26 protein-coding genes are annotated in these 23,740 nt (G+C 48.3%); 23 read left to right on the top strand and 3 right to left on the bottom strand.

All coding sequences use genetic code 11. The annotated features are described in order from the left end of the window. Positions 1 to 30: 30 nt before the first annotated feature. The 8 genes from recJ (at position 31) to mazG (ending at position 8,467) form a co-directional block, all read left to right on the top strand. The gene (gene recJ, locus FJ444_RS11530) at positions 31 to 1,758 is read left to right on the top strand and encodes a single-stranded-DNA-specific exonuclease RecJ (RefSeq protein WP_140958450.1); all 1,728 of its coding nucleotides are present in this window, start codon (positions 31 to 33) and stop codon (positions 1,756 to 1,758) included. Continuing rightward, positions 1,755 to 2,024 (top strand): hypothetical protein, encoded by a 270-nt coding sequence (locus FJ444_RS11525; RefSeq protein ID WP_140958449.1) that lies wholly within the window; start codon positions 1,755 to 1,757, stop codon positions 2,022 to 2,024. Before recJ ends, FJ444_RS11525 begins: the two co-directional genes overlap by 4 nt. A gap of 21 nt (positions 2,025 to 2,045) precedes the next feature. Further along, entirely contained in the window at positions 2,046 to 2,741 is a 696-nt protein-coding gene (recO, locus tag FJ444_RS11520; protein ID WP_140958448.1) for a DNA repair protein RecO, read from the top strand. A gap of 155 nt (positions 2,742 to 2,896) precedes the next feature. Further along, a complete protein-coding gene (gene pdxJ, locus FJ444_RS11515) occupies positions 2,897 to 3,649 on the top strand; it encodes a pyridoxine 5'-phosphate synthase (protein ID WP_140958447.1) in 753 nt (250 codons plus the stop codon). A gap of 10 nt (positions 3,650 to 3,659) precedes the next feature. Continuing rightward, entirely contained in the window at positions 3,660 to 4,040 is a 381-nt protein-coding gene (gene acpS, locus FJ444_RS11510) for a holo-ACP synthase (protein WP_140958648.1), read from the top strand. Between the two features lie 3 nt (positions 4,041 to 4,043). Further along, positions 4,044 to 5,408, top strand: a complete 1,365-nt coding sequence (rlmD, locus tag FJ444_RS11505) for a 23S rRNA (uracil(1939)-C(5))-methyltransferase RlmD (protein WP_140958446.1) — start codon at positions 4,044 to 4,046, stop codon at positions 5,406 to 5,408. A gap of 85 nt (positions 5,409 to 5,493) precedes the next feature. After that, positions 5,494 to 7,674: a GTP diphosphokinase gene (gene relA, locus FJ444_RS11500; protein ID WP_140958445.1), complete on the top strand. Its 2,181-nt coding sequence runs from the start codon at positions 5,494 to 5,496 to the stop codon at positions 7,672 to 7,674. Next, the gene (mazG, locus tag FJ444_RS11495) at positions 7,652 to 8,467 is read left to right on the top strand and encodes a nucleoside triphosphate pyrophosphohydrolase (RefSeq protein ID WP_140958444.1); all 816 of its coding nucleotides are present in this window, start codon (positions 7,652 to 7,654) and stop codon (positions 8,465 to 8,467) included. The genes relA and mazG overlap by 23 nt, the downstream gene beginning before the upstream one ends. Here mazG and FJ444_RS11490 read toward each other — a convergent pair. Then, positions 8,464 to 9,381 (bottom strand): transporter substrate-binding domain-containing protein, encoded by a 918-nt coding sequence (locus FJ444_RS11490; RefSeq protein ID WP_140958443.1) that lies wholly within the window; start codon positions 9,379 to 9,381, stop codon positions 8,464 to 8,466. The two genes, mazG and FJ444_RS11490, sit on opposite strands and share 4 nt — an antisense overlap. A gap of 247 nt (positions 9,382 to 9,628) precedes the next feature. On the opposite strand from FJ444_RS11490, the gene rplM reads away from it, so the two are divergent. The 11 genes from rplM to FJ444_RS11435 all read left to right on the top strand — a co-directional run bounded on the left by rplM (position 9,629) and on the right by FJ444_RS11435 (position 17,673). Beyond that, on the top strand, positions 9,629 to 10,057 hold the full coding sequence (gene rplM, locus FJ444_RS11485) for a 50S ribosomal protein L13 (RefSeq protein WP_140958442.1): 429 nt from the start codon (positions 9,629 to 9,631) through the stop codon (positions 10,055 to 10,057). Positions 10,058 to 10,069: 12 nt separating this feature from the next. Next, on the top strand, positions 10,070 to 10,462 hold the full coding sequence (rpsI, locus tag FJ444_RS11480) for a 30S ribosomal protein S9 (protein WP_140958441.1): 393 nt from the start codon (positions 10,070 to 10,072) through the stop codon (positions 10,460 to 10,462). Between the two features lie 122 nt (positions 10,463 to 10,584). Continuing rightward, entirely contained in the window at positions 10,585 to 10,965 is a 381-nt protein-coding gene (locus tag FJ444_RS11475; protein WP_140958440.1) for a glutathione S-transferase N-terminal domain-containing protein, read from the top strand. Between the two features lie 458 nt (positions 10,966 to 11,423). Next, positions 11,424 to 12,056, top strand: a complete 633-nt coding sequence (petA, locus tag FJ444_RS11470; protein WP_140958439.1) for a ubiquinol-cytochrome c reductase iron-sulfur subunit — start codon at positions 11,424 to 11,426, stop codon at positions 12,054 to 12,056. Between the two features lies 1 nt (position 12,057). After that, on the top strand, positions 12,058 to 13,323 hold the full coding sequence (locus FJ444_RS11465; protein ID WP_140958438.1) for a cytochrome b N-terminal domain-containing protein: 1,266 nt from the start codon (positions 12,058 to 12,060) through the stop codon (positions 13,321 to 13,323). Next, entirely contained in the window at positions 13,320 to 14,054 is a 735-nt protein-coding gene (locus FJ444_RS11460; protein WP_140958437.1) for a cytochrome c1, read from the top strand. Before FJ444_RS11465 ends, FJ444_RS11460 begins: the two co-directional genes overlap by 4 nt. A gap of 112 nt (positions 14,055 to 14,166) precedes the next feature. Next, positions 14,167 to 14,799, top strand: coding sequence for a stringent starvation protein SspA (gene sspA / locus FJ444_RS11455; protein WP_140958436.1), 633 nt, complete (start codon positions 14,167 to 14,169; stop codon positions 14,797 to 14,799). After that, positions 14,796 to 15,230 carry a ClpXP protease specificity-enhancing factor gene (locus tag FJ444_RS11450; RefSeq protein WP_140958435.1) on the top strand — a complete coding sequence of 145 codons (435 nt, stop codon included), beginning with the start codon at positions 14,796 to 14,798 and terminating at the stop codon, positions 15,228 to 15,230. Before sspA ends, FJ444_RS11450 begins: the two co-directional genes overlap by 4 nt. A 174-nt stretch (positions 15,231 to 15,404) precedes the next feature. Then, on the top strand, positions 15,405 to 16,118 hold the full coding sequence (locus FJ444_RS11445; protein WP_140958434.1) for a spondin domain-containing protein: 714 nt from the start codon (positions 15,405 to 15,407) through the stop codon (positions 16,116 to 16,118). Between the two features lie 9 nt (positions 16,119 to 16,127). Further along, a complete protein-coding gene (locus FJ444_RS11440) occupies positions 16,128 to 16,832 on the top strand; it encodes a spondin domain-containing protein (protein WP_140958433.1) in 705 nt (234 codons plus the stop codon). Positions 16,833 to 16,950: 118 nt separating this feature from the next. Next, the gene (locus FJ444_RS11435) at positions 16,951 to 17,673 is read left to right on the top strand and encodes a response regulator transcription factor (protein WP_140958432.1); all 723 of its coding nucleotides are present in this window, start codon (positions 16,951 to 16,953) and stop codon (positions 17,671 to 17,673) included. Here FJ444_RS11435 and mgtE read toward each other — a convergent pair. Further along, on the bottom strand, positions 17,670 to 19,028 hold the full coding sequence (gene mgtE / locus FJ444_RS11430; protein ID WP_140958431.1) for a magnesium transporter: 1,359 nt from the start codon (positions 19,026 to 19,028) through the stop codon (positions 17,670 to 17,672). The two genes, FJ444_RS11435 and mgtE, sit on opposite strands and share 4 nt — an antisense overlap. 248 nt (positions 19,029 to 19,276) lie before the next feature. On the opposite strand from mgtE, the gene FJ444_RS11425 reads away from it, so the two are divergent. Next, entirely contained in the window at positions 19,277 to 21,271 is a 1,995-nt protein-coding gene (locus tag FJ444_RS11425) for a cache domain-containing protein (protein ID WP_140958430.1), read from the top strand. Here FJ444_RS11425 and FJ444_RS11420 read toward each other — a convergent pair. Then, positions 21,268 to 21,999 (bottom strand): helix-turn-helix domain-containing protein, encoded by a 732-nt coding sequence (locus FJ444_RS11420; protein WP_140958429.1) that lies wholly within the window; start codon positions 21,997 to 21,999, stop codon positions 21,268 to 21,270. The two genes, FJ444_RS11425 and FJ444_RS11420, sit on opposite strands and share 4 nt — an antisense overlap. 124 nt (positions 22,000 to 22,123) lie before the next feature. On the opposite strand from FJ444_RS11420, the gene FJ444_RS11415 reads away from it, so the two are divergent. From FJ444_RS11415 to yiaA, 3 genes are read left to right on the top strand one after another with little or no spacing between them, the layout of a single operon-like run. Further along, a complete protein-coding gene (locus FJ444_RS11415; RefSeq protein ID WP_140958428.1) occupies positions 22,124 to 22,468 on the top strand; it encodes a hypothetical protein in 345 nt (114 codons plus the stop codon). Positions 22,469 to 22,489: 21 nt separating this feature from the next. Next, positions 22,490 to 23,293, top strand: coding sequence for a DUF2145 domain-containing protein (locus FJ444_RS11410; protein ID WP_370298042.1), 804 nt, complete (start codon positions 22,490 to 22,492; stop codon positions 23,291 to 23,293). A 9-nt stretch (positions 23,294 to 23,302) separates the two neighbouring features. Further along, a complete protein-coding gene (gene yiaA, locus FJ444_RS11405; RefSeq protein ID WP_140958427.1) occupies positions 23,303 to 23,692 on the top strand; it encodes an inner membrane protein YiaA in 390 nt (129 codons plus the stop codon). The last annotated feature ends 48 nt before the right edge of the window (positions 23,693 to 23,740 follow it).

The raw sequence follows: 23,740 nt of genomic DNA, 5'->3' as shown, positions 1-23,740 counted from the left end.
TGCGGCAAACTCAATCATCATCGGCGTTTCATGGGTTTATCAATTCAACGACGCGAACTTGCGTCAACACCACTGCCAGTTAATCTTCATCCGGTACTTGCCCGCATCTATAACGGTAGGCGAATTGCCACGCCAGCGCAGTTAGATACCGGTGCCAAAGCGCTTTTACATTACAGCGAACTGCTGAACAGTGAAAAAGCCGCCGGCCTGATTGCCGATGCGTTGGCAGCCAACGAGATGATCACCATTATTGGCGATTTCGACGCAGACGGTGCGACCAGTACGTCGTTATGCATGCTGGCACTGTCTGAAATGGGCGCAACACGGTTGGATTATCTGGTGCCAAATCGTTTCGATTTTGGTTATGGATTGTCGCCGGAAATCGTTAATGTAGCGGCAGAGCGCGGTACCCAGCTGATTATTACGGTAGACAATGGTATTGCCTGTCACGCAGGGGTAGAGCGGGCTAAAGCACTGGGCATAAAAGTCATCGTTACCGATCATCACTTACCAGCCGACACACTACCCAATGCCGATGCAATCGTTAACCCCAATCAACCAGATTGTACTTTTCCTTCCAAATCCCTGGCTGGTGTGGGCGTTGCCTTTTATCTGATGCTCGCCTTACGGGCTGAACTCGATCAGCGTGGCTGGTTCGCCAGCGCGGGCTGCCCGTTACCTAACCTGGCAAATTATCTGGATATTGTGGCGGTAGGTACAGTGGCCGATGTTGTAGTACTTGATCAAAATAACCGGATTCTGGTGCATCAGGGGTTACAGCGAATTCGGGCCGGGCGTTGCCGCCCCGGGATCACAGCCATGCTGGATGTGGCGCAGCGTCAGGCGGCCAGGATCACGGCATCTGACCTGGGGTTTGTTGTGGGGCCTCGGTTAAATGCGGCGGGTAGACTTGATGATATGGCAGCAGGCATTGAGTGCTTATTGTGTACTGACGCCATGCAAGCAAGAGCACTGGCCGCAGAGTTGGACAGTTTAAACCAACAGCGAAAAACCATTGAACAGGATATGAAACAACAAGCCGAGGAGGCGCTTGCGGCGCTTGAACTTGGCGAGGGCGGCACTGCGCTTAACGCTATCGTGTTGTTCGACGAGGCATTCCATCAGGGCGTGATTGGCATTGTAGCCGGACGCTTAAAAGACAAGCACAAGCGGCCAGTAATTGTGTTCGCCCGTCAGGATGACGATACCCTCAAGGGGTCTGCGCGTTCAATTGATGGGGTGCACATACGTGACCTGCTCGACGCCGTTCATACTGCGAATCCTGAATTAATTATAAAATTTGGTGGCCATGCGGCGGCAGCCGGATTATCAATTCCGGCAGATCAACTGGATCGGTTTACTCGCGTATTTTCCCGGTATGCGGGTGAAGCGCTCAAACATATTGGCGATCCTCATGTAATTGTCACTGACGGCGAGCTGGCAGATACCGAGCTGAGTCTGGATGTTGCGCAACTACTGCGTCAGGCCGGCCCGTTTGGTCAGGGATTTCAGCCGCCGTTGTTCGACGGTGTGTTCCATCTGGTGCAACAACGCATAGTCGGTGAGCGCCACTTAAAAATGGTGCTGGCTCATCCGCATAGTGGCGAGGAGTTTGACGCCATTGCATTTAATATCGATACTCACATCTGGCCAAACGCGTCGATTCGTCAGGTAGAAATAGCCTACCAGCTGGACATTAATTTTTTCCGTGGCCGGGAGTCACTACAACTGTTGGTGGATGCCATTGCCCCGTTATGAGTGTTGACAAATTACTCGCCAAACATCCTTCTCTTACCCATTCTGAAAATGTGAAGGTGTTATCGCACACGCAACGTCAGGAGGGCGACTGGATACGTCATACGCTGATGATAGAGGGGGTGGATGTGCCATTTGTATTCAAACGCGGCAAGCCATATCAGTCGTTAAAAGGCGCGCGGGTAAATCTGACTTACTATCCTGTTAGCGAAACCGTGGCGGGCATGGCGTTTGAACAAATGAAAGTCGTTCGAATTAAGCGTGCGTAAGCAAGGAGCCAGCGTTTAACCATGACCCCAAACTGGCTTAATGCATATGTGTTGCACCGACGCCCCTACCGGGAAACCAGCTTTCTGGTAGATTTTTTTACCTATGAACAAGGGCGGGTCAGCGCCGTGGCTAAAGGTGTGCGCGGGGCTAAATCAGACAAGCGCAGCCTGCTTCAGCCTTTTCAGGCGCTGCGCATTCAGCTATCGGGTAAATCAGATTTAAAAAATTTAACGCAAATTGAAGCCGCTGCGCCGGCGCTCAACGTAACCGGCGACGCGCTTTACTGCGCCTTTTACGTTAACGAACTTACCAATCGGGTTTTGCCCCAGGGCCTGGCGGCAGAAATGCTGTATCAAACGTATGGCAATACGCTGGACAATTTAAAAAATACCGCACAGCTTGATCGTCCGTTACGCGAATTTGAAATGGCATTAATTGCCGAATTGGGCGTGATCCCGGATATGACGGCCGAGGCGTTTTCCGATGCGCCTATTCACCCGCAAGGATGGTACGACTATTTTGCCGAGCAGGGTTTTAGTGCAGTGGCGCAAGCCGGACGAAACAGCTACCTGGGTCAGGACTTATTGTCGCTGGCAGAGGGCGAGTATACCAGTAGTGCCCTGAAAACCGCCAAGCGCCTCACCCGTCAGGTGCTTCAGCCCTTTATAGGCGATAAGCCACTTAAAAGCCGGGAACTGTTTCTGGCCGGGCGTTAGCAGCAGTGTTGTAATCTATCCTGCTAGCAACAAGGATTGCAGCTGCAATTACAATTAATACTCACAATATCATTACCGCAGCGCATCCCGATATTTATCGACAAGCCTATCACTGGTACAATTGCCGCGCATTTTTACCCTACAGGCTTCTGGTAATGAACGATATTTTTCTTGGCGTTAACATTGATCACATTGCAACGCTGCGCAATGCACGTGGCACTTCTTATCCTGATCCGGTGCATGCCGCCGATATCGCAGAGCGTGCGGGCGCAGATGGTATTACAGTACACCTGCGTGAAGATCGCCGTCATATTACAGACCGCGACGTACACATTCTGGCGCAGACCATCAAAACCCGTATGAATCTGGAAATGGCGGTAACCGAAGAAATGCTGGGTATTGCCGAACAGGTTAAACCGGTGTTTTGCTGTCTGGTGCCTGAAAAGCGCGAAGAACTCACCACCGAAGGCGGGTTGGATGTTGCGGGTAACCTGAGCCGTATTACCGATGCGTGTAAGCGTCTGGCTGAATCTAACATTCTGGTATCGCTGTTTATCGACGGCGATGAAAGGCAAATTGACGCAGCGAAAGCCACGGGTGCGCCCTTTATTGAAATTCACACTGGTCACTACGCCGATGCTACCAGCGAAGCGCAGCAGCTTCAGTATTTAAGCCAGATCCGCAAAGCCGTTGAATACGCGCACTTGCTGGGTTTGCAGGTTAACGCGGGTCACGGATTGCATTACCACAACGTAAAGCCTATTGCGGCTATTCCGCAAATTCTGGAACTGAACATTGGTCACGCTATTGTGGCACGTGCAGCATTCGACGGACTGCACAATGCCGTGGCGGATATGCGTAAATTAATGCAGGAAGCCCGCACCAGCGCGCTACTGCAACAACGCTGAGTTAGTGAGTATGGCCATTGCTGGCATCGGTACCGACATTGTTGAAATTGCACGGTTAAATCGCGATCAGGCGCAGCGTGATCGCTTGGCAAAACGCGTACTCACCGACGCGGAACTTGCCTGCTATCAGTCGCACAGTCAGCCAGAACGCTATCTGGCTAAGCGGTTTGCAGCCAAAGAAGCGGCGGTGAAAGCGCTGGGTACCGGCATTGGACGGGGTATTGGCTGGCAACAAATGTGCATCACAAATAATGCACTTGGCGCGCCTGAGTTGCAGGTAAGCGGCGAGTTTGCTGCGCTGTGTGAGCAGCGCGGAATCGCGCACTGGCACGTATCCTTGTCGGACGAGCAGCATTACGCTGTCGCAACCGTTATTTTGGAAACCCGCTAAGCTATGGCCCGTTCAAATCAGCCTAAACGGGGTAAATCCCGGCCTCAATCGTCACGTAAATCGTCTGCTGCGAAGAGTCCGGCGATAACGGTAACTGCCACCATCGACACCTGGGATGCGAGAGGGCGGGGAGTGAGTCGCAGTCATCAACCGGTGTTGTTTGCCGACGGTGCATTGCCTGGCGAAACCTGCAAGGTGTTGGTAAGCAAACAAAAAAAACAGGTGTTTGAAGGCGAGGTGATTCAAATTGAACAAGCCTCAGAGCACCGTATAGCCCCTTTTTGTCCGCTGATTAACCAGTGTGGTGGGTGTTCACTGCAACATGTCGCGCCGGAACAAGCCCTCATCTGGCGGCAGGATGCGCTGGACTCGCAGTTGCGACGCCATCACAAATTAGCGGCATTGCCCTGGCAAACACCCATTGTAAGTCCGCATCCTGGTTACCGGCGTAAAACCCGTTTGGCGATTGATGCCCGTGACCCTTCCGATATTAAACTAGGGTTCAGGGCGGCGGGTGCGAAAGCCATTGTGAATGTGCCGCATTGCCCGGTATTAACCAGTCCGCTTAACAACCTGTTACCTGCATTACACCAACAACTGAAGCAGTTAAAGCGCGCCGATTTACTCGGCCATATTAGCTTACTCGAAAGCGATAATGCCATTGCGGTTACTTGCCGGGTAACTCAGCGCTTGCCTCAACAGGATCTCGATAGCTGGCGAGCGTTTGCTGAAACACATAATCTGTTGCTTCGTGCCGATTATGGCGACTCAGGCAGCGTGGTGTTGCGGGGGCAAACGGACAGCCTTACCTGCGCCACAGCCGATAGTTGTTATGTGTCTGTGACTACCGAAGATTTTGTGCAGGTAAATCATCAGGTCAATCTGGCAATGGTTGAGCAGGCCCTGAACTGGCTGGCGTTATCGCCACAGGATACGGTATTGGATCTGTTCTGCGGGCTGGGCAATTTCAGTTTGCCTATTGCAAAAAAGGTAAAACAGGTTACGGCGGTTGAAGGGGTTGCCACAATGGTGCAACGCGCAGACGCCTGTGCTCAGGAACAGGGCATTACCAATATCGAATGGCGCTGCGAGGACCTCTCCGATCATCAGGTGGTGAGTGCCCTAGCAATTAATAATACAACCAAAGTGTTACTGGACCCCTCGCGGGAAGGCGCGCACACTGTGTGTGAGCAATTAGCTAAACACAAGGTACCGTCAATCGTGTATGTATCTTGCAACCCGGCGACACTGGATCGCGATATTGCGCCGCTGCTGGCGGCAGGCTATCGCATCAGTAAGGTTGGCTTGATGGAAATGTTCCCGTTTACACAGCATATCGAGATGATGATGCTGCTAACCTGTGATTAAGCTGGAACACAACACGGATAAGCGCGGTCTTATCGTTTTAAGCTGCATTAATAAATAAATGACGCAGGACAATTGGTGAAGAATAATGGTTTCAACCCGTAAAGTGCATGAAGCACAGCGGCCACCGTTTGAACAATGGCTGGCCAGTCTGGATATGTCTGAACTAACACGTCAGAAGTTGCGTGAAATTTCGCACATGCCGGAACAATTGCTGGTTGGACAGGAAATGGTTGAGATCCTGCACCAGTTGAACATGGATGACGCTACCCTGCAGGCCGCATTGGTGTTTCCGTACTGTCAGCAGCACATGCTTACCGATGCCGAGGTAAAAGAAACCTTTGGCCCGGAAATAGAGCAATTAATTGTAGGCGTGCGCAGAATGGATGCCATTCGCTCATTGCACAACCGCAAACAATCAGCGAGTAAATTTTCCGCGTCAGATGAACAACACATCGACAGCATTCGCCGCATGTTACTGGCAATGGTGGAAGATGTGCGCGCGGTGGTGATAAAAATGGCCGAGCGCATTTGTGCGCTGCAGCAGGTTAAAAAAGCCGACGAAGAAACCCGGGTTATGGTGGCACGTGAATGCGCCACTATTTATGCTCCTTTGGCAAACAGGCTGGGCATTGGTCAGTTAAAGTGGGAACTGGAAGATCTGGCATTTCGCTATTTACACCCGGTAACCTACAAGCAAATTGCCAAGCAGCTCGATGGCAAACGCCGCGAGCGCGCTGAGTACATAAACAATATCGTGGCCGAATTACAATCGCTGGTAGATGATGAAAACATCAAAGCCGAAGTGTATGGCCGCCCCAAACACATTTACAGTATCTGGAAAAAGATGCAGAAAAAGCATCTTACCTTCGAACAGCTTTTCGACATTCGCGCAGTGCGTATCATTGCCGAACGTTTGCAGGATTGTTATGCGGCACTGGGTACGGTACATGCCAATTACAAGCATATCCCCAACGAATTCGACGATTACATTGCCACGCCAAAAGCCAATGGCTATCAGTCTATTCACACTGTAATTATTGGGCCTGAAGGCAAAGCCGTAGAAATTCAAATTCGTACTCAGAAAATGCATCAGGATGCGGAGCTGGGTGTAGCTGCGCACTGGAAATACAAGGAAGGTAGTACCGGCAAAGCATCGGGCTATGATGAACGGATCAACTGGCTACGGAAAATTCTGCAATGGCAGGAAGAAGTGGCCGAGTCAGGCGATCTGGTAGAAGAATTACGCAGTCAGGTATTCGACGACCGGGTGTACGTGTTTACCCCCAAAGGTGACGTAATCGATTTGCCACAGGGTTCTACGCCGGTGGATTTCGCCTACTATATTCACAGCAACGTAGGGCATCGCTGTATTGGCGCTAAAATCAACGGGCGCATTGTGCCGTTCACGTATCAGTTGCAAAGTGGTGACCAAATCGATGTGCTTACCGGCAAAGAGCCAAATCCGTCGCGAGACTGGTTACACCCCGGATTGGGCTATGTGCATTCGTCGCGTGCCCGCGCAACTATTCACAGTTTCTTTAAAAAGCAGGATAAAGAGAAGAACCAGCAAGCCGGCAAGGAATTGTTGGAACGCGAGTTAGTCAAAGCGCATATTGCTCTCAAAAAGGCGTCAGAAGCTTGCGAAAAATTCAATATGCCTTCGCTCGATGAACTCTACGCAGCGATTGGCGCCGGCGATATTCGCGTGATGTCGGTTGTTAATTATCTGCAGCAATTGTTATCCCCTGCGCCGGTTGAACCCGAATTAAGTCCGAAGCTGAAAACGCGAAAAGTAGCGCGCAGCAAAGGCAAGAAAGACTCTGTGGTGGTCGAAGGGGTAGGCCATTTGCTAAGTCAATTGGCTAATTGTTGCCAGCCGGTACCGGGTGAGCCTATTTTGGGTTACATCACGCAAGGGCGCGGTGTAAGTGTGCACAAAGAGAGTTGTGAGCAACTGCAGAATCTGTTAACTCAGCATCCTGAACGCCAGATTGAGGTGAATTGGTCAGACGAACTCAATGTGGGATTTGAAGCTGCCGTTGACGTGTATTGCACCGATCGCACTGGTTTACTGCGAGACATTACCACCGTGTTGGCAAACGAAGGCGTGGCGCTGCTTGGGGTGAACAGTTTAAGCGACAAAGCCCAGCAAACCGCGCTTATTTCGTTGTCGGTGGAAGTGGCCGATTTGAATACATTGTCGCGAATGATGTCGCGTCTTACTCAGCTTAAGGATGTGCTGGATGTCAGACGAAAAGCCAACTGAACCGGGGCAGGCCCTTGAACGCCTGCTTACCATCATGGCGCGTTTGCGCGACCCGCAAAAGGGCTGTCCCTGGGATGTGCAACAAACCATGCAGTCGCTTACCCGCTATACCATTGAGGAAGCCTACGAAGCCGTAGATGCTATTGAGCGTGGCGGTATTGAGGATATACGCGATGAACTGGGCGACCTGTTATTTCAGATTGTGTTCTACGCGCAAATTGGCAAGGAGCAGGGAGCCTTTGATTTTGCCAGTGTCGCTAACGCGATCAGCGATAAAATGGAGCGCCGCCATCCGCATGTGTTTGCTGATGCGGCTACCAGTGAATCGGAACTGGCAGCACAATGGGAAGCGATAAAAGCGCAGGAAAAGTACAAAGCCAAACACACACACTCGTCCATTCTTGATGACATCCCCGCAGGACTGCCGGCGTTAATGCATGCGCAGAAAATTCAGAAGGCCTGTGCCAAGGTGGGCTTTGACTGGCCCGATATTGCCCCCGTTCTCGACAAAGTAAACGAAGAGATTGAAGAAATTCAGGCCGAACTCAATGAGGCTACAATTAATCAACAGCGGCTGGAAGAAGAAATTGGCGATGCGTTGTTTGCTATAGTTAATCTAGCCCGGCATGCCCGTGTTGATGCTGATACCGCCTTGCGCAGAGCCAGTTTGAAGTTCGCAAAGCGGTTTGCGCAGGTGGAACTTGCCGCGCACAACAAACAGCAATCCCTGACACAGTTAAGTCTGGATGAGATGGAAAGCCTGTGGCAACAGGCAAAACTAAAAGAGCGCTAGTTGTCGGTTTGCGTGCTTTTCAATATGGCTTCTTCAAGTAGCTGGCGCATTTCTGTGGCGTCGTTTCCCCACAGTGGATTGGTATACTTGTAAGCTAAATCAGGATTATTGAGTTCAATCATAATGCGGCTAGGATCCGTTGCCAGCAGCATAGCCTTTTTATGGTTGTCGTGTTTTTCAAATAGCACTTTCAATTCACCGTTATTCAGCATTCGCAATAACCCGATTTGCAAACGATTCACTAACTCTGGTTTAAGTGGTGATACAAAAAAATACTCGTAGCTGGGGTATCGCAAAATAAAATTATCTTCGAGTTTAATACGCTTGGCCTCGTGCCTTTCAAGATCATTACTGACTTCTATGACATTGCGAGGAAAATAATCCACCATGCCTTTTTCAACTGCTGTGAACATGGTTTGAAACCATAAACTCCACTGCGCCCCTTCTACCTTGAACCCGTTGTGTCTTAACACGGTTAAATCCGGCCAGTCATTGCCTTGTACGCCCACCAGGTTTTGTAAATCAGCTTTGGTTAACGACGTTGGATACTGAGCTTGTTTATAAGCGTTGATAACCAATACCCTGTAGCCTGCCAAACCTTGTAGCAGTGGGAATCGAACCGGTAACAATTGTTGTTCCCGCTCATTGGATGTTGCACTCCACATTACATCGCCTTCGCCAGCTTGTAATTTTATGATTTGACGGGCTTGCGGCATAGGTTGCGGGTGAGGTACGGCAACCGCCTTACCAAATTCGGGGGTAAGTTCCAGTATCCGCTGCAGAATCTGTGCATGATAATAGCCGTATGCGTCATCTGCAAAGGCGCGTGTGAAAATGACTTCACCCGGCTCGGAGGCCTGAGCACGCGGTACGAATAAGGTGATTAAAACAACAAATACGGAGAGTTTTTTCATGTACTACATCGAATATAAACAAACCCTTTAAGGCTAGAGGAGTTTTTTTGTTTTTACCAATGAAAAAAATAGAAAATAGGGGTTCGCTTTTTGGGCAATTACTGTATAATTCGCGCCCTGCCCAGTTACACCCACTTTGGGAAAGTGGAAGAAATCAGTGGATTCGAAGGGGTCCGAATATTGATTTTTCAGGGGGTTTTTACAAAAAACCTAAGTAACGACGAATATTTTTCGGGTAAATTTAAAAATGAAAACTTTTGTTGCAAAGCCAGAAACGGTTGTACGTGACTGGTACGTGGTAGACGCCACAGACAAAACTTTAGGCCGCTTAGCTTCAGAAATCGCTCTGCGTTTACGTGGTAAGCACAAGCCTGAGTACACACCGCACGTTGACACTGGTGACTACATTGTAGTGATCAATGCAGAGAAAATTACTGTAACTGGTAATAAAGCTCAGGGCAAAATGTACTACTCGCACACTGGTTACCCAGGTGGTCTGAAAGAAACGAACTTTGAGAAGCTGATCGCTCACAAGCCAGAAATGGTACTTGAAAAAGCGGTTAAAGGTATGTTGCCAAAAGGTCCTCTGGGCCGTGCAATGTTCCGCAAGCTAAAAGTTTTCGCAGGTGCTGAGCACAAGCACGCTGCACAACAACCTCAAGTATTGGACATCTAAGGAGTTACTCACATGGCAGATACTCAATATTACGGCACTGGCCGTCGCAAAAGTTCTACTGCTCGTGTATTCCTGCGTCCAGGTACAGGAAACATCACAGTAAACAAACGTGCTCTTGACGAGTACTTTGGTCGTGAAACTGAATGTATGGTTGTTCGTCAACCACTTGTGTTAGTTGAAATGACTGAGAAATTTGACCTTTACATCACTGTTGCTGGTGGTGGTTCAAACGGTCAGGCTGGTGCAATCCGTCACGGTATCACTCGTGCTCTGATGGAATACGACGAAACACTTCGTCCGGCACTGCGCAAAGCTGGCTTTGTTACTCGTGACGCGCGTCGCGTTGAACGTAAGAAAGTTGGTCTGCATAAAGCACGTAAGAAGCCTCAGTTCTCAAAACGTTAATTCGTTTTATCTGGTTTCAAAAAACCCGGCATCTGCCGGGTTTTTTTTTAGATCTAATCGCGCTTTTCCCTGTAATTACTTGCGCACTGTATTTACTGGCGTACAAAATATTTGAATGGTAGATGAACATGTTGATTAAACTGGTTAGAAACGCCCTTGGGCTGGTCATTGTATCGGTAGATGTGTTAACGCGCTGGAGCCGCGTTAAACGGACTCCCGAAGCACAACTGAAGGCAAATGAAGCGGCTAAACACCTTACGCTGTATCATTTCTTTGCTTGTCCGTTCTGTATCAAAACCCGTAGAGCGATTTACAAGCTGAATGTGCCTGTTGAAAAACGCAGTGCGGTACAAGGCTCTCCTTTCAGAGATACGCTCCTCCAGGGCGGTGGCAAAGTTCAGGTACCTTGTTTGCACATTCGTCATCCTAATGGCGATGAGCAGTGGATGTATGAATCAGGTGAGATCATTGCTTATCTCAACAAGCAGTTTTCCGTTTCCTGATGAACTGAGTGCGGTTAACCCGCTGTGTTACTCAAAAACACCCGAATTACAGAACAAAATAAATGCCGTGAATGGGCAATAAATTCCGTCGTTATCTTTTGAAGTAACCTACACTGTGATGTGTAAAACACATTATGGCCAAGGTGTTACAGAAAATGATAAATCGATGTAAATAATATGTGATGGCGAGTATGCAGGTTTACGACTTTCGGCTCATCAGCTTTGATGGGGCTCAAACCTTACAACTATTTATCCAGTTAATTCCAGTAATTCCTTGTGTTTTGAGGGGGTTTTCTTTTATCATTTTCGGTCGAAAAATTTGACTTTCTTTCGTGAAATCGCCGAACTGTAAAAAGTGCCAAGAGCGAGTAACACGATAAGTACCATGAATACCGATAAACACTGACCTAGGTAGGTGATTGTCAGTTTCATATTATCCAAAACCTGGAGAAAAGTGGATGAGCAATGTGTCTGTAGATGCAAAAGAGTCTGCGCTGAGTGATGACAAGCCGCAAGACAATCCGCGTCGTCGGTTCCTGACCGTAGCAACGTGTGTTGTTGGTGGGGTAGGTGCAGCCGGTGCAGCCGTACCTTTTATAGCGTCTTGGAATCCAAGTGCAAAAGCTAAAGCTGCCGGTGCTGATGTTGAAGTGGATATCAGTGCAATTGAACCTGGTCAGTTGATTCGTGTTATGTGGCGAAGCAAACCGGTATGGATTGTGCGTCGTACCCCTGAGATTCTTGCTGAACTTGGCAAACACGAAGATAAGTTACGTGACCCTAATTCTGAAAATGAGCAGCAGCCTGCTTTTGCGAAGAATCAGTATCGTTCACTTAAAGAAGAATATTTGATCCTGGTTGGTATCTGTACCCACCTGGGATGTTCTCCACAGCATATGAAAGATGGTGCTTTCGAAGAATACGTTGAAGGCGTACCAGACGGTTTCTTCTGCCCATGTCACGGTTCTAAGTTTGATATGGCTGGTCGCGTATTTCAAAACGTACCCGCTCCATTAAACCTGGTAGTACCCCCTTATCAGTACGTGAATGACCACACGGTCATTATCGGTTCAGAAGCGGAGGTTGTATAACATGCAAGCGTTTTTAGCCTGGATCGAAGCTCGTATCCCAATGATGCGCGTGGCAAACATGCACGCCATCCAATACCCAGCACCCAAAAACATGAACTTCTGGTATGTGTTTGGGTTTTTAGCCACTGTTGTACTGGTAAACCAAATCGTTACCGGTATCTGGCTAACCATGAACTTCAACCCAACTTCTGAAGGTGCGTTTGCTTCAGTAGAATACATCATGCGTGAGATTGATTACGGATGGATCATCCGTTACATGCACAGCACCGGTGCTTCTGCGTTCTTTATCGTAGTGTACCTGCACATGTTCCGCGGCATGATTTACGGTTCTTACCAAAAGCCACGTGAACTGCTGTGGATCTTTGGTATGCTAATTTACCTTGCGCTGATGGCAGAAGCATTCATGGGTTACGTACTTCCTTGGGGGCAAATGTCTTACTGGGGTGCACAGGTAATCGTATCGCTGTTTAGTGCCATTCCTGTAATTGGTCCTGACCTGGTTCAGTGGATCCAGGGTGACTACGTTATCTCTGGTGCTACGCTGAACCGTTTCTTCGCACTGCACGTTATTGCACTGCCTCTGGTAATTGTAATTCTGGTATTCCTGCACATCATTGCACTTCACGAAGTGGGTTCTAACAACCCTGACGGCGTGGCGATTAAGCATAAGAAAGGCAGCTTATCAGAAGACGAAAAAACTAAATTCGAAATTCACGAATACTACACCAGCAAATACGACATTGCTGACGACGTTCTGCCATTCTTCCCGCACATCGTACTGAAAGATCTGGTTGCGTTCTGTTTCTTCCTGGCTGGCTTTACTTACATCTTGTTCTTCGCTCCTGAAATGGGCGGCAAGTTCCTGGAGCATCCAAACTTTGAAATTGCTAACCCGATTAAAACGCCTGCGCATATTTTCCCTGTTTGGTACTTCACGCCGTTCTACGCGATTCTGAAAGCGGTTCCGGACAAGTTGTTTGGTGTAATTGCAATGTTTGGCGCAATCATCTTCCTGTTCCTGTTGCCTTGGTTTGACCGCGGCACTGTGAAGTCATGGCGCTACCGCAGTGGCTTGCACAAAACTAACCTGATCGTGTTTGCCATTGTATTTATCTTCTTGGGTTACCTGGGTGGTACACCGCAGGAAAACTGGAAAATTACTGCTTCACAAATTCTGACAGTAATGTATTTCGGTTTCTTCATTCTGCTGTTTATTTACAGTAAAAATGAAACCACAAAACCAGTTCCAGCGAGGATCCCTAAATGAGAAAACTAATTTGTATTCTGGCTTTCTTAGTGCCTGGTATTGCGTTGGCCTCTGGCGGTGACGTTCACCTGGACAAAGCAAACTATGATTTATCTGATAAAGCGTCGTTACAACGCGGTGCCAAGATTTTCATGAACTACTGTCTGGGCTGTCATTCTCAGCAGTACCAACGTTATCAGCGTACCTTTAACGACCTGGGTATTCCGGAAGATCTGGCACAGGAAAACTTGCAGTTTACCGGTAAAAAAATCTCTGATTACATCACACGTTCAATGCCTGCAGAATCTGCGGCTGTGTGGTTTGGTGCAGCGCCACCTGATCTGACACTGGTAGCCCGTGTTCGTGGTGGAGACTGGATCTACACTTATCTTCGTTCGTTTTATGTTGATGAGTCGCGTCCTTTCGGTGTAAACAACACTGTGTTCCCGGAAGTGGGTATGCCTCACGTACTGCAACCTCTGCAAGGTACACCGCGCATGACTGAGGAAGAAGCGCTGGTTGATGGCGAGAAAGTGATGCGTCACGTGGGTATTAAGACCGACGGCGACGGCAGCCTGACTACCGCTGAATATGACCAGGCAGTGCTTGATTTAGTTAACTATCTGGAATACACCGGCGAGCCTTTCCGCTTAGAATCAGAAGCCATCGGTAAATGGGTTTTGGTATTCATTTTAGTACTGTTTGTATTTGTATACTTGCTGAAAAAAGAATACTGGCGAGATGTGCACTAATTAAACTGATTTATAGTATAATGACCGACAGGGGGCTTCTCGCCCCCTTTTTTCACTTTAATCGGGTGTTAAAGTGAACAGTTTCAAACGTATCTCTGACGGAGGAGAATGAATGGCCGTAGCCGCGAATAAACGTTCAATCATGACGTTGTTCTCAGACACAATTGATATCTACAGTCACCAGGTTCGCATCGTATTGGCGGAAAAAGGTGTGGGCGTAGAAATCTGCTACACTGACCCCAGCAAGCTGCCTGAGGATCTACTTGAACTTAACCCGTATGGTACGGTACCAACGTTGGTCGATCGTGAATTGGTGCTTTATAAATCGCACATCATCATGGAATACCTTGATGAGCGTTTTCCGCATCCTCCATTAATGCCGGTTTATCCTGTATCTCGTGGTCAAAGCCGCCTGATGATGCACCGCATAGAACAAGACTGGTACAGCCTGGCAGCACAAATTTTCCGTGGTGAAGGCGACGTAGATACGGCGCGAAATGAACTGCGTGAAGCGCTGTTGAGTCTGGCGCCTGTTTTCTCTGAAATGCCTTATTTCATGAGTGAAGAATTCAGCCTGGTTGATTGCTATCTTGCTCCGTTGTTATGGCGTTTGCCTGCATTGGGCATTGAGCTATCAGGCAATGGCAGCAAAGACATTCATTCTTATATGAATCGCATTTTTGCCCGTAGCTCGTTTAAAGCATCGCTGACCGATCAAGAACGCGAAATCCACAATCCGCTATGACCCAAATGACGTCAAACCAACCCTATTTATTGCGTGCGTTTTTCGACTGGATTGTTGATAACAATCTCACGCCATATATAGTGGTAGACGCCACCAACGAATTAGTGGAAGTGCCTCTGGAGTTTGTGAAAGACGGTCAGATAGTACTTAATATCTCACCGTCTGCCTGCGTGAATTTTTATCTGGATACTGATGGATTGTCATTTCAGGCCAGATTTGGAGGTCAGCCTCGTCGTATAAGCATGCCTTGCCATGCTGTTCTGGCGATATACGCCAGAGAAAACGGCGCGGGAACTGTGTTTGCTGCTGAGCCTGTTGAGGAGTCAACAGACAGTGCTTCATCAATCAGCGAAGTTAAAACCGACGCGGAAGTGCCACCCCAGGTTCCGCCAAAGCCAACAGGCAAACCAAACCTGAAAGTGGTTAAGTAACACATCCTAAATATCCGGCATTCGCCGGATTTTTTTTGCCGTGTGATCAAAACCTGCGCAGATATAAAATAGTGAAGTTTCTGTGATAATTTCGCGAAACCTATCACGCATTATTTCCTTACCACGCGTCAGTGAATGTCAGCTGACCGCTTTTGACCCTTGTAAGGAGATACAATGAAACGTTCAAACCTATTTCGTTTAATGCTCGCTGCTGGCCTGGCCGGTGCGGCTGTTCAGGCCCATGCTGTAGATGTGGAATTAGAGATTCAAAACCTCACTCGTGGGATTTACTTTACGCCTATTCTGGTTGCTGCTCATCCTTTTGATCAACAGCTTTTCAGAGTAGGTGATCCCGCAACTACAGAGCTTCAGTCGATGGCAGAAGGTGGTGATATTTCTGGTTTGGAAACCGCTGCAATGGCATACAACGCAAACATCATCAGTAATCCAGCTGCAGGACTGTTAGCGCCTACTATGTCAACCAGCGCAACATTCTCCACGTCGGAGTCAAATGAATATCTTTCTATCGTGGCAATGATGTTGCCAACTAACGATGGATTTATTGGTTTAGATACCTGGGAAATTCCAAAGGAAGCAGGCACTTATACGGTTTATCTGAATGCCTATGACGCTGGTACAGAAGCGAACGATGAAATTAGGGGTGGCGGCTCACCAGGTACGCCGGGTATGCCTGTTCCTCCACCGTTAGAAGATATGATTGGTACCGGCGGCAGTGGTGTTACTTCAACCATCAATAATGCAATGGTTCACGTTCATCCTGGTAACTTAGGTGACGCTGATATGATGGCGGGCCAGAGTGATATTCAAAACACCGTTCAGCGCTGGCTAAATCCGGTGGCTAAAGTCACTATTACCGTTACGGAATAAGGGGGCGTCATGAAGCTTTCAACGTTACGAAATGTGGTGCTACTGGGCATAGGTTCGGTGTTACTTGCCGCTTGTGATCACAACGACAATAAGCGCAATACGCCTGAGCCGGAACCGGTTACGCGAACCTACTATCTGGGATTGCTGAATGTGACAGAATCCCAGCCATTTTCACCTGTTACCGCATTAATTCACAATGACCAGCGATTATGGGAAGTGGGTGAATCAGCATCTGTACCATTGGAAATACTGGCAGAGGGCGGTGACAACAGCGAATTGATGATTCTGGACGGTGTAACTATGGCTGAAACAGGCCTTGCACCATTACCTCCGGGATATTCAGAAGGCTTTGAATTTACTATCGACGAAGATGATGTTGCTTACCTTACAGTAGTCACCATGCTGGTGAATACCAACGATGCCTTTACCGGCATAACAAACAAATCGCTCGCTGAGTTAGCGGTACATGATTCAATCACAATGATGTTACCAGTCTACGATGCGGGCACAGAAGCAAATGATGAAGTAGCTGGCACTATTCCGGGCCCGGCGGATGGTGGTGAAGGATTTAATGCTGAACGTGATGATGCTGACACCGTGAGTTATCACCCCGGGGTTGTGTCCTCTCAGGATGGCTTGCCTGAATCAGTGTTAATGGCTGAACACCGGTTTGATAATCCGGTAGCCCGATTAATTATTACCCGCGTGGAATAATTCGTTAGCTTTTCCGGTCTGTTGGATAAGAGTTACGCTGTTTTAGCCCATAGTATAAAGCAGCGAGCCTGGCTTCATAGTGAACCAGTCAGGCAATTCGACAGACCGGGGAAACGGAATGATTTTAATAGTAAATCAAGGTACTGCTCATTGTTCAGATTTACATCGTTGCTTGCAACGCGTGAATGAACAGTGTGCAACGGCAACCAATATGGTAACGGCGCTGCATAAATGTACTCATGAATACGTGCCTGTAATTGTGCTGGCATTAAGCCAGCCACTGATTAATTGTCTGGATGATTTCAGAGCGCTGGTGCGCAAGGCGGTGAATTCGGCGGTCATCGTGGTTGCGCAACAAGGCTGTGATGCTGAGCGGATTTTGTCGCTTGAACTAGGGGCGCAGGATTATTTGGATTATCCCTGCAATCCCGCTGAATTACAGGCCCGCGTGCGGGTGCAGTTACGCAGAACACCGGGTTCGTCGTTGAAGATGAAGGATCAACCTGTGCAGATCGGGTGTTTTCGCATCGATCACAATTACCATCACGCCACGGTTAATGGTTATAAGCTGTCGCTCACCGCCACGGAATTTGATTTATTGTATTTTTTGGCCAGTCATCCGGATCAGGTGTTTACGAGGGGGCAATTACTGTCGTCGGTATGGGGATATCATTACAGTGGCTACGAACACACGGTTAATAGTCACATTAATCGCCTGCGCAGTAAGCTTGAGAAAGCCCCATTGGAAAGCAAACTGGTGGAGACGGTATGGGGCGTGGGTTATAAATTCAACTCATCTAGTGTAATGCCCACAGCATTAGCACTGCCCTACAGTGCTTAAACTAAGAACAGTGTAGCGCTGCCTAAAAAAGCAAAAATACCCACAACATCGGTAATAGTGGTAAGAATAACACTGCCTGCCAGCGCTGGGTCAATTCTCAATTTCTTCATAATGATTGGCAGTGTGGCGCCCGATAGCGCTGCAGCAATCATGTTCATCAGCATTGCAAAGGCAATGATCAGCCCCAGCGTGAGATCTTGTTTCCACAGCGCGATAACCGAGGCTATTAGTACCGCCCATATCACGCCATTTAAGCCGCCTATGGCAAGTTCCTTGTAAATTAACCAGCGGGAGTTCGACGGGTTAACATGGCCCAGCGCCATACCTCGGATAACCAGCGTAAGCGTTTGGTTCCCGGCTACACCGCCCATGCTCGGTACAATGGTATTCAGAATCGCCAGCACTGCCAGTTGGCTCAACGTTGCTTCAAATAAGTCACTCACTGCCGCTGCCGCCAGTGCGGTAAGCAAGTTAACACCCAGCCACACCGAACGCCGCTTGGTACTTTGCATAACGGGTGCAAAGGTATCTTCTTCGTCGTCTAAACCCGCCATACTCATCATCGAGTGTTCAGCATCTTCACGAATAATGTCTACTACGTCATCAATGGTGATTCGACCTACCAAGCGGTGTTTGTCGTCAACGACGGGGGCTGATAGCCAGTTATAGCGTTCGAACATGCCAGCCACTTCATCGTCGGGCATATTGACCAGAATGGCTTCTGGCTCCTCATCCATCACTTCCGATACTTTAGCTTCCGGATCGGCAGTAAGCAAACGGGATACCGGAACAATTCCCACCAAATTATCGGTGCGGTTTACCACGTAAAAGGTATCGGTATTTTCTGGTAATTCGCCTTTCAGGCGCAGGTAGCGCAGCACCACATCTACTGACACGTCGGGTCTGAGTGTGATGGTGTCGGTATTCATTATAAAACCGGCGGTTTCTTCGCCGTAAGACAACGCCTGCTCGGCACGATGCCTGTCCTGCGCATCCATCGATTGAAGAATGTCCTGTAACACCTCATCTGGCAGACTCGACAGCGTTTCTGCCAAATCGTCGGTATCCATGTCTTCAAGGGCGTCTACAACCCTGGCTGGCATCATTTTGGCGATGATACCGTTGCGCACATCTTCCGATAATTCTTCTATTACGTCGCCGTGAAAATCACTGTCGATCAGTTCCCACAGATCATCACGGGTTTTAGTTGGACTGGATTCCAGAATATGGGCAACATCGCAGGGCGGCATTTCGTGGAGACTTTTGCGCACAGAGACAAACCGGCCTTCTGACAAAGCCTGATTAATGTCACGTAACTGACTCTGTGCGTATTTTGATTCGATAGCTTCTGCCACCTGACATCTCCCAAATGCGCCACGCGGCACGCCGGTGTTTAGATTACCGCAGCAGGTTTATTCTGTCATGATCAAAACAATTGATTGCTTGTTTTTTATTCCATAAATGCTGGTTAAGTTTAATTTTAATAATTAATCAATATCTTATTTCACATAATTTATACAATTTTACCCTTCGGTATTTGATATAAAAGAATAATAAAAATAAATAAAAAACAACATCTTATACTAAAGTTGAAGGAAGAGTTGTGGAAGCGCTATTACGACAGAACAAAAATAATTTAATTGGCCTGTTTCAATCGGTTAATCGGCATAAGATTAACCTTGGCAGTTTGAACACCTGGTGGGATAAGGTCGCCCTGATCGGTAAAATCAACAGTTTGAACGTGCCGCAAAGTTTGTTGATGAACATGCTGGAGACCAAAGCGGAGTTTGCAGAATTACAGGCTACGCTGATTGAAAACCTGCTCGCCGAACAACTTGAACAGCAGCATCGAAGAAATAAGGCAATTGCGCAGGTCATTGTGGATATTCCAAATCGAAACCTGTTCGAACGTACTGCCGATGTAGGATTTCTGGCGACCGACGCCGACTTAATTGCCTTCCTTTCCAAATCTTCTTACAGCGATACCGAGCAGCAGGACATGCACGCGCGGCTTCAGGCCTATGCAGCCAAATACAGTGTGTATGATGACATACTGCTTATTGATACAAAGGGGCAAGTTAAGGCCCAATTGGATATGCTGCACCCGGTAAAGAATACCGATGACCCGGTGATTGCTGAAGTGTTTCAGGGTAAGCAAGATTATTACGAAATTTGCCGTTACTCTTGTTTACGCCCGAACAAGTCGTTGTCCTCGCTTTTTCTCGCTCCGGTGAGAGCGGCAGAACGAGACGGCGGTGGCATACTGGGCTTACTGTGTTTAAGCTTTAAACTCGAAGATGAAATGGTGGTGTTGTTTAACGATTTGGGAAGTAGCAGCGAGTCGGTATTTGCGCTGCTCGATAACGCGGGGAGGGTATTGATTTCAAGCCAACCCGAACGATTAAGTAAAGATACGTTGCTTACCTTGAACGATGAAACCCAAATGCTCACGCTTAATCATCACCGCTATCTGGTTACCCGGGCGAAAACCCGCGGGTATCAGGGATACATGGGGCTAGGTTGGCAAGGATGTGTCCTCCTGCCGTTAGTGCCTGTGAACGAAAAGCGCGATGTGCTGCCCGCCACTGAAAAAGCAGGAGAGCGATGGAAAGGCTTTTCACCCGCGTTAAAAGGCATTCAGCGGCGGTCAAAAATCGTCACAGATGATCTGAACTTGGTTGTGCTGAATGGACGAATCGCCGCCGCGCGAAGTGATGCCGACGAGTTCATCCCTATTTTGGAAGAAATCCGTAATATTGGTCGGCAAATGCAATCAATATTCAGCGATTCTGTTGAACAATTGATGAGTACAGCACTGAGTACACACTTCAACGATTTGCGATTTGACGCAGCACTGGCTATCGACATCATGGATCGCAATCTCTACGAGCGGGCAAACGACTGCAGATGGTGGGCACTCACCACAAAATTCATTGAATTACTGCCGATCGCGTTGCACTCTGAGCCATCCCAACAAACGCTCACCGCCATTCTGAAATACATCAACGGCCTTTACACGGTTTACACAGGTGTCTATTTATACGATGAACAAGGGCGAATGGTTGCTGCTTCAAATACTGATTTTAACAAGCAAATTGGCCAGACTGCCGATGTGACATCGAACTGGCAGGGGGTAAAAAACATCCATACCCCGCAGCAGTACTGCGTGTCGCAATTTGTACCCGGCACTTACTACCATGGCCAGCATACCTATGTGTACAATGCGGCGATTCAGCACCAGGGCACGCTGTTAGGGGGGATTGGCCTGATATTTGACAGTGCACCTCAGTTCAGAGACATGTTGAATGACGTGGTTACTGGTAGTAAAGGCAAGCGGATTGCTGCGTATGTAGAACGAAGCGGCAAAGTAATAGGCGTAAGTAAAGGCGCGCCGTGGAAAGTGGGTGACGCGCTTGCACTGCCAGCGTCAGTAACCGGCCAGCCTAATGGCGCCCAGGGAGCTGGCTTGTTTGAGCTAGCGGGTAAAGAGTATACGTTGGGTTACGCCGTATCCAAGGGATACAGAGAGTACAAAGTGTCTGATGATTATAAAAACGACGTGATCGCAATTGTTGCCGAGGTGAATGCCGGTGATTAACGCCGCATTGCCTCAAACAACGACGGCTCCCAGGGGCGCATGGCCATTAATAACCCCATGTGCGTCCGCTGGGCGATGGGCAGTCTTGAATCCTCTTCGTTTAGTTCGGCGGCTTCGCGGGTGATCTGATTTAACCGACGCTGCAATATTTCAATGGATGATTGGGAGTAACGTCCCCGCAGGTAAAAGCGAAAAGTCCAGGGTTCGTTTTTTTTGGGGGCCATGAACTTCACCATCACCTCCTGTTCCATAAATCGCTCAAGCGGGCCGCCAGGGATCCACCGGAAATCCTGCGCAATGAGCAACCGATAACGATTGCCTGGGTGTAATTCAATGAGTTTCAGGCGGTCCAACTTAGCGAATAACTGAATGGCCTCGTGTTCGCTGATATTGTAGTGAGTTGTTATTTCATCAAATTGCCAGCCATCCCTCACACATACCGCCGCAAGCAGTAGCTTGGGGTTTTCCAGCAGTTGTTGTTCCTGTGATGCAGAAAGCTGTGATACTTTTTGCTGCTGCTGAGCCATCAGCATAAACACGTCGCTTAACGTGATCCCCATTAGCTCCGTAATCTGCTCAAGTCGCTCTAACGAAAAGCTCTGTTGTGAAAAACAGCGCTTAATGCTGGCCTCGCTAAGCTGAAGAGCGGATGCGATATCCCGATAGGTTAGCTCATGCTCTCTGAGCAGTTGTTTTAAAGTGGCAGTAAGCTGCTTAATTTGGCTCATAGTATTAATATTTGATACCTTTGGTGGTAAAAGATACTACATTTTTTCTATGAGTTTACAATATTTGTACTTGAGACTAATTTGATTAGGCATTCAAGCAAACCTGTAAACAAGGAAATTCATTATGAAAAAGTTAGTAGCAAGTGTCGTTATGGTGATGTTAGCCAATCCAGTTTTTGCCGATGACTCAGTAGATCACAGTGCACAGGCCAGTAAACACAGTGTGTTAGCGAGTGTTGAAGGTGTGTCGGTTGGTGCCAGTGTAGCCAGTGCTGTTGTGGCCGTGCCGGTTATTGTCACTGCCGCTGCGGTGGTTACCGTAGCCAGTGCTGCAGACAGCATGGCTGATTCGGTTCACCAGAGCCATCAAAGCAGTGAGAAAAAGCCCCTGGTTATTACCACGAAGGTAATTACCCGCGACCCACCTCCATCGGAAGTGGTGGTTGAACAAACGGTTGTAAACCATTAATTCTTACAGTAGCGGGAGCGAATGATGCGTTATATTGCAATACTCATTACCAGCCTGACACTGCTGGTGAGTCAACCCACTTTTGCCGGTAGTCAGGCTACCGGCGAAGCTCAGTTTCCAGCCGAAGACATTGTTGCGTTTGCAAAGCAGGTTGAACAATATGCGGCTGAGCAGCAAGCGTATGCCTTCATTATTGCGCGTCAGGGACGCCCCGAAAAAGATTTACCAGAGGGCATTACCTTTACGCACGTAGCCGTTGCGGTGTATTCCAACATTGAACTGGATAACGGCGAAGTGGTGCAAGGTTATGCAATCCACAATCTTTACCAGCGCGCAAAGGATCCGGGTCACAGCGATATTATTGTTGATTACCCGGTAGATTTCTTCTGGGCAGCAAAAGCCATGAAAGCCGGGATTATCATTCCTTCACCTGCTATTCAACAGAAATTGGTAGCGTTGATAGCGTCGGGCAAGCATCTGGCATTGCATAATCCCAACTATTCTGTTGTTGCCAATCCGCACAATCGCTATCGTCAGAATTGTACCGAATATACGCTGGATGTGTTACAGGCGGCGATCTATCAAACAGAAGACATTGATCGGATCAAAGAGAATAACAGTGCCTACTTTACCCCACAGCCTGTCAACATGAGCCGATTTAAACTGGCGATCGGTGGCATGTTTTCTGATGGCGTTACGCTAAACGATCACAAAGGGAAAGTCGCTACGGCCACATTCGGCAGTTTACAGCGCTACATGAGCAAGTACGGATTATCTGAGCAGGCTGTGATCATGCAGTCAGACGGCTCTATCACTGTGTTATAAGGATATATTATGAAACCAACCAAAGCATTTAGCATTGCCTCTGCCATCGCCCTGGCAACCGGTTCGGTGGCTTACCTGCTGGGACTTTACAACGCCACTATGATGTTAAACGAAAAAGGGTATTACTTTGCCGTTTTACTGCTAGGCCTGTTTGGCGTAGTGTCTCTGCAAAAAAGTATACGCGATAAGCTGGCGGGTATTATGGTTACCAAGCCTTATATGGTGGCTTGCGTGGCCGCTACCGCTGCCGGCATTGCATTACTGGTGATTGGTTTGGTGAATGCCGAATTGGTATTAAGCGAAAAGGGCTTTTTTGGCATGGCCTATACGCTGAGCTTGTTCGCCGCTATTGCAGTGCAGAAAAACGTTCGCGACAGTGCCGAAATACAGCCTGAATAATTTATCCGGGTTGCCATTCCATACAATCTGAACGGCTGAGCAATAGTG

This window comes from Aestuariibacter sp. GS-14 (assembly GCF_006494365.1).
GTDB classification, from domain to species: domain Bacteria; phylum Pseudomonadota; class Gammaproteobacteria; order Enterobacterales; family Alteromonadaceae; genus Alteromonas; species Alteromonas mangrovi.
Note: the sequence above shows the minus strand (reverse complement) of the source record. Positions and strands in the feature narration are given on the sequence as shown.